We start from the raw sequence: 12,489 nt of genomic DNA on the forward strand, positions 1-12,489 counted from the left end.
GTCCCCGTTCAGGACAGCTGTTCGCCGATCAGCTCGTCGACGGCGGCAAGGAACTCGTTTCGCATTTCGGCGGGGATCGTCGCGCCCGCGGCGACGTCGTGGCCGCCGCCGTCGCCGCCGACGCTCCGGGCAGCCTCCCGCATGACCGCAGAGAGGTCCAGTCCCTTCCGAACGAGCCGGTAGTTCCCTCGGGCGGACACTTTCAGTTCGGTTTTGTTTTTCGACGCGAACGCCACGATCGGTTTGCCGCCGTCGATCGCCGGCGTACCGATCGCCATCCCGGCGACGATCCCGACGATCGTCTCCCGGATCCGGGTGCCGGCGTCGAACCACTGGACGTTCGACTCGACGGTGACGCCTTCGGATTTCACCCACTCGAGTCCCTCCGAGAGGTTCCGCCGGTGGTTCGAAAGCAGCGTCCGGGCCCGCTCCAGCGCGGGTCCGCGGTCGCCGAGACACACCGCGAGCCCGACGTCTGCCCGTTCGTACCGCGCGGTCGCGTTCAACAGCGTCGAGAACTCGCTTACGTCCCTGAGGGCGGTTCCGGGCTCCTCCTCGAGCAGGGTGTAGGAGGTCCCCACGAGTGTCTCCACCCGGCTCGAGGGAACGCCGCGCTCGATCGCCCGCCGGATGAGCGCGCTCGCGACCGTCTGCCGCTCCGCGGGCGACAGATCGGCCCAGACGCGCCAGTCGCCATCCCGTTTCAGGTCGACGGACAGCTCCGAGAGGAACCGCACCGCGCCCGCCTCGTCGTTCGTGATCCCGGGGATCCGGACGTCGGTGGCGTACTCGAGGAACTTCGGCAGGGGTCGCGTCTGCCTCCCGTAGATCGCCAGATCCGTGGCCGACTCGATCGCGCCCGCTTCGATTCCCTCCTCGAGGATCGCCTCGTTTGCCCCCGTGAGCCCGTCGGTACCCCCCTGCATGTCGCCGACGGCCCCGACGACTGCAAGCGCCGCGAGGTCGCGGTTGTCCACCGGTTTCCCCTCACGTGTAGTGGCCAGCGATTCCATCGCCCGGGCGAGCACGTACGCCGCCCCCGCCCCCGACAGCTCGGCTGCGCCGTCGATCCCGAACAAAAGCGGGTTGAGGTGGTAGTCGGTTTCGGCGTCGGCCGGCTGGTGGTGGTCGGCGATCACCGGCGTGAACGCGCCCGCGGTCTCGTGGAGACGGAGCTCCTCCAGTTGCCCGGAGCCGAAGTCGGTGAACAGCACGGTGTCGTACTCGCGGGCGGCGATTCCGGCGATCGACTCGGCATCCAGCTGTTTCTCGAAGACGACCTCGTGGGGGATTCCGGCGCGCTCGAGGGCGGTCGAGGCGATCGCGGCGCTCGTGAGGCCGTCGGCGTCGATGTGGGACGCGAGGAGAACGCGACCGGCCTCCCGCAGCTGCCTCGCGCAGGCGTCTGCACGGTCGGCCATGGCGGGGACTGGTGGTGATCCGACGGAAACGCCCATGTCAGCTGGTACTCCCGCGATCGGTCATAAATCGTCGTCTTCGGGGTCGGAATCGCTACGGAACGCGTCGGGATCTCCACGGAGCGCGTCGATGTCCGCGTTGGTTGGCTCCCTGTCGCCGGGAAGCCGCTCCATGCAGTCGAAACAGAGGAAGTGCTCGGTGTCGTCGGTCAGTTCGAGGGTCATCCCCTGGGTCGAAGAGAACTCGAAGTTCCAGAGGTCCGCGATCCCGCCCCCGATCCTGACGTCGTCGCCACAGACGTCACACCGCTTGGTTGCCATCGATCGTCCTACGCGCTACAGCCCTAAAGGGGCTCCCTTCGGGTCGGCGGAGGTCCCTTCCAGGCGTTCGGGTCGGCAGAGGTCCCTGGCCAGCGGACGGTCGCTTCTCGGCGGTAGCGGTCGCCGGTCGGCTTTTGTCGTGCGAGTGTGTACCATTCTGTGTGCGTCTCGACTGCGAGGGCTGTGCGGGCTGCTGTCTGGACTGGCGTCCGCTGGTCCCCGACGGCAGCGATCACGAACGTCGGGGGCGCCGAGAGCCGCTGGACGATCGGTACAACTTCCCGCAACTGAGCGGTCGGGAGGTCAGAGGGTTCATCGAGGCCGGATACGGGGACGCGTTGACGGTTCGACTGTTCGAGCCGGAGGACGGCGACGACGCGGTGTGTGTCGACGGCCACGACCTGGCGGCGATACGGGGGCGCCCAGTGTTCCTCGTCGGCCTCCGCGTGGCGCCAAAGCCCGTCGCGCCGTTCGGCACCGACGCCGACACCGCCAACGGAGACGGACGCGACGCGCCCGGCCGGACGTGGCTCGACGCCTGCGTCTTCCTGGATCCCGAAACCCTGCAATGTCGGATCCACAGGGACGACCACTACCCGGAGACGTGTTCGACGTATCCGGGGACGAACCTCCGTCTCGGACGGGAAACCGAATGCGAACGGGTCGAGGACGCCTTCGGCGGCGACAGGCTACTGGACGACGATCCCCCCGACGACGCGCCAAACCCGTTCGATCCCGGCGCGCTCGGCGGCAGCGTGTTCGCCCATCCCGAGCCGGACGCGCTCGACGGGACGGTCGCTCGGATCGTCGCCGGCGATCCGCGGCGGGAACACCTGGCACCCTTTTTGAGCGTCGCGGCCGGATCGGCGCCCGGAACGCTCGCAGTCGACGACGTCCGGGTCCGGCAGGCCGAGACGGCGCTGCGGGAACCCGATGACTGCGTGGAGTCGGACGGCTTCTGGGTCGGGGACGCGCGCTCGGCGTGGACCGAACGGGCCGAGGAACCGGGAACCCCGGTGACGGAATCGTGGCTAGACTTCGACCGGAAATACGGTGCCCCCGCTACCCCGGGATGGAGGCAGAGTGATCAGTAGCAGTGCGGAATCGGTCGGAAAAACCCGTCGTCACTTGCCCTGCAACTCGCGGAACTGATCGAGCAGTTCCTCCGCAGAGTCCCCCGAATCGTAGGTGAGTGTCCCGTCGTACTCCGTCCGTTCGTCGTCGAAGTCGGCATCGACAGTCGTGGCCTTCCGTTCGCGGCGCTCGTGCTCGTCCTCGTCATAGGCACCCATTGACATAGTATGCCTTCACTTGGCAATGTTGGGTATTATATGTAACGGTCGGACACATTCACGCCCCGAAGGAGTTCCGGTCGGTTCGAGACCGCGTCACCTCACTGTCGCTGCCAGACCGGCGGCGCGTAGCCGAGCCGGCGAACGACCGGCGGGTAGCCGAAGCCAATGACGAACACGACCACGAGCGACTGCCAGAAGGAAAGTGTCATCACGAACGCTTCGATCACCGCGAGCACGCCGATCATGAGAATGAACATCATCGCCCAGTGGGGCGCGAGTTGACGGATCCGCTCTTTCCAATCGGTCATACCGGAGAGACGACGGTCCGGGGAAAGAATCTGTCGGCCGGAATCAGTAGCGCGAGGGGAGATACGCGAACGAGAGCAGCGTGATCACCATGAGCCCGGCGAGGGTGGTGACGTACCACAGCCCGGTCACCTTCTGTTCGTACTGTTCGATCCCGGCGAGCTGTGCCTCGTAGCTCTCGAAGTCGGTCGTCAGCTGCAACCGGAGGTCGTCCCCCTCCCCGATGAAGTGTGCGAGATACTCCGTCTCGCCGAACGTCGTCTCCGCACCCTGCGTGAGTGTGGTCGTTCGCATCTCGTCTTCCGACCACGTCACGGTCACGCCCATTTCGTCGATCGCCTCGACGGACGCGGTGTGGTTCCCGTACTCGAACGCATCGCCCACGGCGAACTGTCGCTCCTGTGGCGCGGGGAAGTACTCGTCTGCGGGGACGAACTCGGTTTCCCCGTCCGCTTCGATCACGACGTACTCCTCGCCGTTTCGCTCGACCGTTTCGTTGTCGGCGCTCGGATCGTCGGCGAGGATCGTCTCCCTGTCGATCACCTCACGCAGGGTGAACGTCTCCGGATCGTCGCCGTCGACGAGCACCTCGTAGTCGCCGTCTGCGTGCGGGATCACGGTACCGTTCTCCCACGTCTCCTCCTGTTGTGCGTCCACCACCGTCCACTCGATCGTCGCCTCGTAGGTAATCCGAGTTTCACCCATGTCGCCCTCCTCTTCTAACCGATCGAGGGTCGCCACCGTGTACAGCTGTCCGTCGATTTCGAACTGGTCGCCTTCCGCCAGCTCGACGTCCGGATCGTCGAACTGTATTTCCGGATCCTCGGCCGTCGCGATCAGCGAGTACGACGCGACCCCGATCAAGAGGAAAAACGCCGCGTAAATCGCTACCGTGCGTCGTTGCATGGGTTACGCATAGGACAGATCTTGTATAACGGTTACTACCGCGAACGCTCCCCTGGGGGCCGACGTATCCCTGGGACCCGGCCGCCGTCGCCCGCCGGCTTAACACAGTCGAGACCGTACGACCCTCATGGCCACCACGGAGGGAACCTGGCGGTACCGCGACCGGTTTTGCGACGCGTTCGGGCGGACGGGGTTTCGCCAGTTCGGCCCGGGCGTCGTCTCCAGTCTCGGGATCGGGACGTATCTCGGCGAACCCACCGACGCTGTAGACGACAGCTACCGAGAGGCGATCGTCACGGCGCTGGAAAACGGCGTCAACGTGGTCGACACGGCGATCAACTACCGGTGTCAGCGCAGCGAACACGCGGTGGGCCGGGCGATCCGCGAGAGCGACGCCGATCGCGAGGAAGTACTCGTCGCGACGAAGGGGGGATTCGTCCCGTTCGACGGGAGCCGACCGGACGATCCGGGTGCGTACGTCCGACAGGAGTTCGTCGAGACGGGGCTCGCCTCGCAGGAAGACCTCGCCATGGGGAGTCACTGCATCGTGCCATCGTTTCTGGACGCGATGATCGACCGCTCGCTCGACAACCTCGGGCTGGATCACCTCGATCTCCACTACGTTCACAATCCCGAAACGCAGCTCGCGGCACGCTCCCGGGCGGCCGTGTACGATCAGTTGGAGGCCGCGTTCCGGCTGCTCGAGCGTCGGCGGATCGCCGGCGACGTCGGCAGCTACGGGGTCGCAACCTGGGACGCGTTTAGAGTTCCGCAGGGACACGAGCGGTACCTCTCGCTTCCGGAGGTCATCTCCCGGGCGGCGTCGGCGGCCGACGCCGTCGGTGTCGCCGATCACGGGTTCGACGGCCACGGGCTGGCGGCGATCCAGCTCCCGTTCAACGTCCACATGGCCGACGCCTTCACCGAACGGGTTCACCTCGTCGACGGGGTGGAGAAAAGCGCACTCGAGTGTGCCCGGGAGGCCGGGCTCGGCGCGTTCACGAGCGCGAGTATCGGCCAGGGGGAACTGACCACCGAGGGAGCCATCCCGCCCGACGTTGACGCCCGGCTCGCGGGCGACAGCCCGATCCAGCGGGCGATCAACTTCGCGCGGTCCGCCCCGGGCGTGACCTGCTCGCTGGTTGGGATGTCCCGACCCGAACACGTCCGGGAGAACGTCGCCGCCTGCACGTTCGATCCCCTCGGCGCGCGGGCGTTCGACGAGACGTTCGAGTGACCTGACTCGGGATGGGGGACGGCGGTCACGCGGCGGTCACCCTCCGTCCTGCAGTTCGGCCTCCCGGAGCGCCTCGTTGAGGTCCTCGCGGATCCGCTCGCCCGTCTCGCGGTCGGGTGCGGTCGTGACGATCCGGTTCTCCTGGACGCTCGATCCCGAGCGCAACAGCAACCGGAGGTTGCCGTTGTCGTCGGCACGGGTCGCCTTCGCCCGGAGCCCGGTCCGGGAGCCGGTGCCGCCGGCGTCGATCGGTCCGGGAATGAGCTTTTTTACGTGTGGGTGCTCCGCGACCGTCGTCACTGCCCGTCGGCCGTCGCGGCCGCCGATCAGCGTCGAGTGTCTGCCTCCGAGTTTCTCGCGGGGGGCGACGTCGACGACTTCGAGCGCCCGGTCGCCGCGCCGGTCGAGGACCCACTCGACGGGATCGTCGTCGGGGACGCGGTAGAACTCGTAGCGGAGCTGTTTGCGGGCCTCCCGAAGCGGAGCCCGCTGTCCGGCTGCGTACACCGTCTCGGGACGCTTGCGGCGGATCTCGTCTGCGACCCGCCCGGCGAAATTGCGCAACTGGACGACCCCGACCTCCCCGCCGGATTCGGGCGTCGTCGTGACGATCGTCTGCCCGACGATCGTCTCCTCGTCGAGCATCGACAGCGTTGCCCGTTCGGATCCGAACTCGACGACGACGGCGTCGCTGTTTCCGGTGTCGCAGGCCAGACAGTAGTCCCCCGGCTTTTCGAGGGACGTCCTACACCGCTTGCACTCCATCGCGAAGCTCCCGGACGCGGGAGACGTTCCACTCGAACCCCTTGCCGTCTTCGGTGGGCGTCTCCAGCACGAGCGGCACGTCCGCGAGGGCGGGATGGTTGACGAACGCGCGCATGCCGTCCTCGCCGATCTCCCCCTCGCCTACGTGGGCGTGTTCGTCCTTGTTGGTCCCGCAGGCGTGCTTCGAGTCGTTGAGGTGGACACACTGCAGGTGTTCCAGCCCGATCACGTCGTCGAACTCCGCGATCGTCTCCTCGACCGCGTCGGGCGTCGAGAGGTCGTATCCGGCCGCGAACGCGTGGGCGGTGTCCAGACAGACGTCCAGATCCTGGTTCGACCGGGAGCGCACCGCCGCAAGATGCTCGAACTGGCCGCCGAGCTTCGTCCCGCTGCCGGCGTCGGATTCGACGAGGATCGTCACGCCATTCGGGACCTCCAGTTCGTCGAGCGCCGACGCGGCGTTGTCGAGCCCGGCTTCGACGCCGGCACCGGTGTGGGCGCCGAGGTGGACGTTGACGTACGGGATGTCCAACGTTGCTGCGGCGTCGAGTTCCTTCTGCATCGAGTCGATCGACTTCTCGCGGAGATCGTCTTTCGGCGTACACAGGTTCACCAGATACGAACTGTGGATCACCCACGGCCCGTCGAGGTTCGCGTCGGTGCCGTCCCGGAACGCCGTCGCCTCCTCGTCGCCGATGTTCGGGTCTTGCCACACCTGCGGGGAGTGAGTGAAGATCTGACCGCAGTTACCGCCGATCTCCAGCTGGTTCTCGACGGCGTTGTCGACGCCGCCGGCGATGGAGACGTGTGCTCCGACTTTGAGAGTCATACAGACAACAGGTGGGTATCGCTCAAATGGACTTCGATCCCCCGCAGTCTCCGTGGCCGGTGACGGTCACGCCCGGGGCGCTTCCCGTTCGCGCACCCACGACTCGGCGGCGTACTTTTCGTCGACCCGCTTTCGGGCCCGTTCGAGTTCGTCGTCGGTCCAGGAACCGGTCGTCGCGCCGACCCACTCGGTCAGGCACTCCTCGAGTGTTTCGACGGCGTCGTGCCGGGCGATCCCGTCCGACCGGTCGGTCTCGCTCGCGACGTCGGTGGTCCGTTCCCGGAACGTCGCCGCCGACGTCTCCGGGTTTGCGAACGTCTCGAGGTGGCGCCCCGGAAGCGACTCGAAGGTGATCGATCCGTGCTGGATCACGGCGTCGTGGCGGCGGTACTGGGCGTTGCCCGAGAGTTTCCGCCCGTCGACGACGACGTCGTGGGCGGGGTGTAACTCGCGGAGGTAACACGCCGGCTGGTGGATCGCTGGACGCTTCTCGTCGGCGAAGCCGGCGTCGACGCCCATCCGCGAAAGCGCCGCCAGCACCGGCTCACACAGCAAGTGATAGCAGTCCAACAGGTCTCCCGGAACCGACTCGGCTGGCACCGCGATCGAGTAGGAGATGTCCCCCCAGCTGTCGTGGTAGATGCCGCCGCCGCCCGTCTGGCGCCGGGTGACGTCGATTCCCTCTCGTCGGCAGAACTCCCAGTCGACGGTGTCGGGATCCTGGTGGTAGCCGAGAGAGAGACAGCTCGGCTCCCAGCGGTACACCCGGACCGTACAGGGACCGCCCGCGGCTGCCGTTTCGGCGGCGGTTTCGTCGAGCGCCATCTGGAGCGGTCCCGGGCGGGACTCCTCGGAGACGAGCCGCCAGTCCAGCTGTGAAAGCTCCGGGTTGTTCATACCCGAACGCGGGTCCGGGGGCTGAAATCGGTTGCGTCCTCACCGTAGCGACTCGACGAGCTCCACGCCGGCGGAAGCCAGTTCGTCGGCGCGATCGCCCGCGTCTGCCTCCGCGTACACCCTGAGCTTCGGCTCCGTTCCCGACGGGCGCACGAGCACCCACGAGCCGTCGGCGAGCAGGAGCTTGAACCCGTCGAGCGTGACCACCCGATCGACGGGCTCGCCCGCGATCGCCTCCGGGACGACACCTTCCAGTTTGGAGACCACGGCGGCCTTCCGGTCGTCCGGACAGTCGACGTTCCGCCGGGCGGTGTGGATCTCCCCGTGGAGGTCGAACAGGCGATCGACCCTGGCGTCGTACGGCTCGGCCGCCGTCACCGCGGCCGCGAGCAGCGCCATCAACACGCCGTCCTTCTCCCGGACGTGACCCCGGACGCTGAACCCGCCCGACTCTTCCCCGCCGAAGATCACGTCTCGGTCGGCCATCGCCTCGGCGACCCACTTGAACCCGACCGGCACCTCACGGACGAACTCGCCGTGGGCCTCGGCGATCCGATCGATCAGGAACGTCGTCGAGACGGTTCGGACGACGCCGCGTTCGCCCGACGTCGGGGGCGTTACGACTCCCTCGTCGTCGACTGGCGAACCGAGAAGGTCCTCCGAAAGCAGCGCCTCGTAGGTCGCCGCGAAGAAGCGATTGGCGTCGAGGTGGCCCTCGGGTGTGACGATCGCGATCCGATCGGCGTCCCCGTCGTTTGCGATTCCGAGATCGGCGCCGTGCTCCCCGACGGCGGCGACCAGCCCCTCGAGCCGTTCCGGGACCGGATCCGGCGCGCCGCCGCCGAAGTCGGGGTCCTGCGAGCACCGCCGGCGGATCACCGTCGCTCCTGCCGCGGAAAGCAGCCCGTCGGTGACGTCCCGACCGCTGCCGTGCATCGCATCGTACACGACGGTGACTCCCTCGATGTCGGCGTCCACGAGCCGGCGGGCCGCGCGTCGGTGCGGTTCGATCGGATCGAACCGCCGGATCTCTCCGCTCTCGCGTCGGTCGTCCGTTCCGTCGGATTCTCCCAGTCTGGATTCGATGTCGTCGGTGGCGTCCGGAAGCGCCGGCGCGCCGTCGCCGGGGAGGAACTTCACGCCGTTGTACTCGGGGGGGTTGTGGGAGGCGGTGATCACGACCGCGCCCGCACAGCCGCGGTCGACGACCGCGTGGGCGATCACGGGGGTTGGGACGTCCCGCTCCGGCAGCAGGACGTCGAACCCCTCGTCCGCGAGCGTCTCGGCGACGGTTTCGGCGAACCCCGGCGAGCTCCCGCGGGCGTCGTAGCCGACGGCCACGGGACCGTCCTCTCGTTCGGCCCGCAGATGGTCGGCGATCGCTCGCGCGACGAGCCGGAGCCGCCCGTCGGTGAACTCCTCCAGAGGCGCCCGCCAGCCGTCGGTTCCAAAGGAAATCGCGTCGGCGTCTGTCCGCTCGGTGTCCATACGCCGGCATGTGCGGCCGCGGTCAAAAACCGTCCGGCGACTGATCACCGTCCCCGTCGACCAGCCGCTGTTTCTCCCGGCGCGAGAGCGACTTGATCTCGTGTTCCCGGGACATCGCCGCCGACCGCGTGTCGTGTTCCTCGACGTAGACCGGGCGAACGGGTGTCCGGCCTCGAGTGTACTTCGCGCCCTCGCCCGCGTTGTGTTCTGCAACCCGCCGCTCGACGTCGGTCGTGTAGCCGGTGTATAGCGTTCCGTCGGCGCACTCGAGGACGTACACGTACGGCACTATCGGAGACGTCGGGGCCGGAAACAAAGAGTTGTCCGGCTCCGGATGTTCACGTCGGTTTTCTGTCGGGCGGTGCGCAGTCGTCGTTCGATACGTGTGGCCGTCAGCTGGATCGGTCAGTTTCGCGAACGAGCGCGGTGTCGCGCCACTTCGGCGATCCCCGCGTTCGCCGAACAGGCCGGACAGGCGTTGAGCTGTCCTTGTCCGTCGGCGAACACGCGGGCGAACTGTTCGGATACGTGCGAACCACAGTGATCGCAGGTTGCCATTGTCTCTTTGGCCTCCTTCACAGGCTGTATCACACCCTACGTTCTCGGGGGTCATATACTCTACTATAGTCAATACCCCGATAGCTAAGGGGGACTTTTTATGTTGAACTTTCGTTCCTGGATTATCGAATGTAAAACAAACACCGCTCTCGAGGCGCAACGAGTAGTCGAATCGGGGCGATACGGGGCCGCTCGCGCCAGAATTTGGGAAGTCTTATTAAGTACGCGTCAATATCTTCGACTGCATGGCAGATCTTATCGTCAAAGCAGCAGTCAAAGAGGCGCTGGACGACAAAAACGTTGCTTCGGACTTCTACGACGCGCTCGACGAGGAAGTCGCGGAACTGCTGGAAGACGCCGCCCGCCGAGCCGAGGCGAACGACCGCAAGACGGTCCAGCCTCGCGACCTGTAATCCGGGCGATTTCCGTTTTTGATTTTTTCGACCGGCGAGCGACGGCTATCGACCGAGAACGTCGACGTCGCCGCCGTCGTCGCCGACGTACACCTCGTCTGCGATTCCGACGAACAGCCCGTGCTCGACGACGCCGGGGAGCGCCGAGAGCCGCGCGGAGAGCGCGTCGGGATCGTCAATCCGGCCGAACTCGCAGTCTAAAACCAGGTTCCCGTTGTCGGTGACGACCGGGCCGTCTTTCCGGTCGGCCGTCCGCAGCGTCGCCTCGCCGCCGAGATCGAACACGGCGTCGGTGACGGTCCCCCGGGCGTCCGGGAGCACCTCCACTGGAACCGGCGCGGCGAGCGCGTCGGCGACTTTCGACCGGTCGACGACCACGACGAACCGGTCTGCAGCGTCGTCGACGAGTTTCTCACGAGCGTGGGCTGCGCCGCCGCCCTTTATGAGGTCGCCGTCGGCGACCTGATCGGCGCCGTCGATCGCGAGATCGATCCCGGAACCACCGGCCGCCTCACCCTGTTCGACGCCGGTGACGTCGGGAAGCTCCACCAGCGGGATCCCGCAGTCGCGTGCGAGCTCCCGGGCCGCAAACGACGTCGCCACCCCACGGACGTCGAGTCCGGCGTCGACCCGGCGCCCGATCGCGCGGATCGCGAACGCCGCCGTCGAACCGGTGCCGAGTCCGACGACCGTCCCGTCCTCGACGAGCTCCGCGGCCGCCTCGCCGGCGGCGCGTTTGGCCGCGTCGGTGCCGTCCGTTCGTTTCATCCGAACAGTTCGGCCGCGGCGTCGACCGCCTCGAGCAGTTTGTCGACCTCGGCTGTGGTGTTGTACAGGTAAAACGACGCTCGCGCGGACGCGGCGATCCCGAGGGTGTCGTGCAGCGGCTGCGTGCAGTGGTCGCCCGCCCGGATCGCGACCGCGTGGTCGTTGAGGATGCTCGAGAGGTCGTGGGCGTGGACGCCCTCGACGTTGAACGCCACAAGCCCGCCCCGGTCGTCACCCGGCGGTCCGTAGATCTCCACGTCGCCCCGCTCCGTGAGGCGGTCGTAAGCGTACTCCGCGAGCAGTTCCTCGTGGGCCTGGATCGCCTCGAGGCCGACGTCCTCGAGGTAGTCGATCGCCGCCTCGAGGGCGATCCCCTGCTCGATGACGGGGGTACCCGCTTCGTACTTCCAGGGGAGGTCCTCCCACTCTGCGTCCTCGTAGGTGACCCGCCGGATCATTTCGCCGCCGTAGAGGTACGGCTCCATCTCATCTAAGACGTGCTGTTTCCCGTACAGCACGCCGATCCCGGTCGGCCCGAGCATCTTGTGGCCCGAAAACGCCAGGAAGTCGGCGTCGATCTCGCCGACGTCGACCGGCCGGTTGGGCACCGACTGGGCCGCGTCGACGAACGAGTACGCCCCCACCTCGTGAGCCATCTCAGTCAGCTCCGTGACGGGATTGACGGTACCGAGCGTGTTCGAGACGTGGACGACGCTCACCATCTTGGTGTCCTCGTCGATCAGCTCCGCGGCGTGATCCATGTCGAGGTAGCCGTCCTCGTCGACCCGGATGAACCGCGCTTCGGCGCCGGTCTTCTTGCACAGTTGCTGCCAGGTGACCAGCGACGCGTGGTGCTCCATCTGGGTGAGCACCACGTTGTCGCCCGGGCCGAGCTCGTTGAGCCCCCACGCGTACGCGACCAGGTTCTCCGCTTCAGTCGTGTTCTTCGTGAAGATGATCTCTTCGCGTCCCTCAGCGCCGATGAACTCCGCCACGCGGTCGTGAGCTTCCTCGTAGGCGACTGACGCCTCCTGGCTCAGCTGATGGATGCCGCGGTGGACGTTGGAGTTGTACCCTCGGTAGTAGTCAGTGATCGCCTCGACGACCGGCTCGGGGGTGTGACTCGTCGCCGCGTTGTCGAGGTACACCAGCGGTTCGGTGTCGTCCGGACTCTCACCGGGCGTCGTGACGTCCCCGCCGACCTTCCGCTCGAGGATCGGGAAGTCGGCACGGATCGCCTCGACGTCGACTGGATACGATTCTTGGGCTCCCATTGTCGGAACGTAGG

The 12,489-nt window shown here is 67.0% G+C and carries 15 protein-coding genes; 3 read left to right on the forward strand and 12 right to left on the reverse strand.

All coding sequences use genetic code 11. The features are described 5' to 3' along the window. Positions 1-8: 8 nt before the first annotated feature. Together AArcCO_RS01195 and AArcCO_RS01200 are read right to left on the reverse strand one after the other, a co-directional pair. Positions 9-1,457, reverse strand: a complete 1,449-nt coding sequence (locus tag AArcCO_RS01195; RefSeq protein WP_259534545.1) for a RecJ family nuclease — start codon at positions 1,455-1,457, stop codon at positions 9-11. Between the two features lie 24 nt (positions 1,458-1,481). Next, positions 1,482-1,739, reverse strand: coding sequence for a DUF7561 family protein (locus AArcCO_RS01200; protein WP_259534546.1), 258 nt, complete (start codon positions 1,737-1,739; stop codon positions 1,482-1,484). Positions 1,740-1,900: 161 nt separating this feature from the next. Between AArcCO_RS01200 and AArcCO_RS01205 the strand changes: the two genes are divergently transcribed. Further along, positions 1,901-2,833 carry a YkgJ family cysteine cluster protein gene (locus AArcCO_RS01205; protein WP_259534547.1) on the forward strand — a complete coding sequence of 311 codons (933 nt, stop codon included), beginning with the start codon at positions 1,901-1,903 and terminating at the stop codon, positions 2,831-2,833. A 30-nt stretch (positions 2,834-2,863) separates the two neighbouring features. Here AArcCO_RS01205 and AArcCO_RS01210 read toward each other — a convergent pair whose 3' ends face one another. From AArcCO_RS01210 to AArcCO_RS01220, 3 genes are all read right to left on the reverse strand, one after another. Continuing rightward, positions 2,864-3,037 carry a DUF5786 family protein gene (locus AArcCO_RS01210; RefSeq protein WP_345780871.1) on the reverse strand — a complete coding sequence of 58 codons (174 nt, stop codon included), beginning with the start codon at positions 3,035-3,037 and terminating at the stop codon, positions 2,864-2,866. 95 nt (positions 3,038-3,132) lie between these two features. Next, complete coding sequence (locus AArcCO_RS01215; RefSeq protein ID WP_259534549.1) at positions 3,133-3,342, reverse strand: hypothetical protein; 210 nt, start codon at positions 3,340-3,342, stop codon at positions 3,133-3,135. Between the two features lie 43 nt (positions 3,343-3,385). Continuing rightward, positions 3,386-4,246, reverse strand: a complete 861-nt coding sequence (locus AArcCO_RS01220) for a DUF8231 family protein (protein ID WP_259534550.1) — start codon at positions 4,244-4,246, stop codon at positions 3,386-3,388. A 127-nt stretch (positions 4,247-4,373) separates the two neighbouring features. Here AArcCO_RS01220 and AArcCO_RS01225 point away from each other — a divergent pair, with 127 nt between their 5' ends. Continuing rightward, positions 4,374-5,483, forward strand: coding sequence for an aldo/keto reductase (locus tag AArcCO_RS01225; RefSeq protein ID WP_259534551.1), 1,110 nt, complete (start codon positions 4,374-4,376; stop codon positions 5,481-5,483). 36 nt (positions 5,484-5,519) lie between these two features. On the opposite strand, the gene AArcCO_RS01230 is transcribed toward AArcCO_RS01225, so the two are convergent. The 5 genes from AArcCO_RS01230 to AArcCO_RS01250 form a co-directional block, all read right to left on the reverse strand. Then, positions 5,520-6,248: a DUF2103 domain-containing protein gene (locus tag AArcCO_RS01230; RefSeq protein ID WP_259534552.1), complete on the reverse strand. Its 729-nt coding sequence runs from the start codon at positions 6,246-6,248 to the stop codon at positions 5,520-5,522. Further along, the gene (locus AArcCO_RS01235; RefSeq protein WP_259534553.1) at positions 6,229-7,077 is read right to left on the reverse strand and encodes a deoxyribonuclease IV; all 849 of its coding nucleotides are present in this window, start codon (positions 7,075-7,077) and stop codon (positions 6,229-6,231) included. Before AArcCO_RS01235 ends, AArcCO_RS01230 begins: the two co-directional genes overlap by 20 nt. Before the next feature lie 66 nt (positions 7,078-7,143). Further along, positions 7,144-7,974, reverse strand: coding sequence for a lipoate--protein ligase family protein (locus AArcCO_RS01240; protein WP_259534554.1), 831 nt, complete (start codon positions 7,972-7,974; stop codon positions 7,144-7,146). A 39-nt stretch (positions 7,975-8,013) separates the two neighbouring features. Continuing rightward, positions 8,014-9,462 carry a phosphohexomutase domain-containing protein gene (locus tag AArcCO_RS01245; protein WP_259534555.1) on the reverse strand — a complete coding sequence of 483 codons (1,449 nt, stop codon included), beginning with the start codon at positions 9,460-9,462 and terminating at the stop codon, positions 8,014-8,016. A 22-nt stretch (positions 9,463-9,484) separates the two neighbouring features. Next, positions 9,485-9,751, reverse strand: a complete 267-nt coding sequence (locus AArcCO_RS01250; protein WP_259534556.1) for a GIY-YIG nuclease family protein — start codon at positions 9,749-9,751, stop codon at positions 9,485-9,487. A gap of 514 nt (positions 9,752-10,265) precedes the next feature. On the opposite strand from AArcCO_RS01250, the gene AArcCO_RS01255 reads away from it, so the two are divergent. Next, positions 10,266-10,433 (forward strand): DUF1931 family protein, encoded by a 168-nt coding sequence (locus tag AArcCO_RS01255; RefSeq protein WP_119817817.1) that lies wholly within the window; start codon positions 10,266-10,268, stop codon positions 10,431-10,433. A gap of 45 nt (positions 10,434-10,478) precedes the next feature. Here the strand turns inward: AArcCO_RS01255 and rpiA are convergent, their stop codons facing one another. Together rpiA and AArcCO_RS01265 are read right to left on the reverse strand one after the other, a co-directional pair. Then, entirely contained in the window at positions 10,479-11,201 is a 723-nt protein-coding gene (rpiA, locus tag AArcCO_RS01260; RefSeq protein WP_259534557.1) for a ribose-5-phosphate isomerase RpiA, read from the reverse strand. Next, positions 11,198-12,475 carry an aminotransferase class V-fold PLP-dependent enzyme gene (locus AArcCO_RS01265; RefSeq protein ID WP_259534558.1) on the reverse strand — a complete coding sequence of 426 codons (1,278 nt, stop codon included), beginning with the start codon at positions 12,473-12,475 and terminating at the stop codon, positions 11,198-11,200. The genes rpiA and AArcCO_RS01265 overlap by 4 nt, the downstream gene beginning before the upstream one ends. Positions 12,476-12,489: the final 14 nt, after the last annotated feature.

It is taken from the genome of Halalkaliarchaeum sp. AArc-CO (assembly GCF_024972735.1).
Classification (GTDB): domain Archaea; phylum Halobacteriota; class Halobacteria; order Halobacteriales; family Haloferacaceae; genus Halalkaliarchaeum.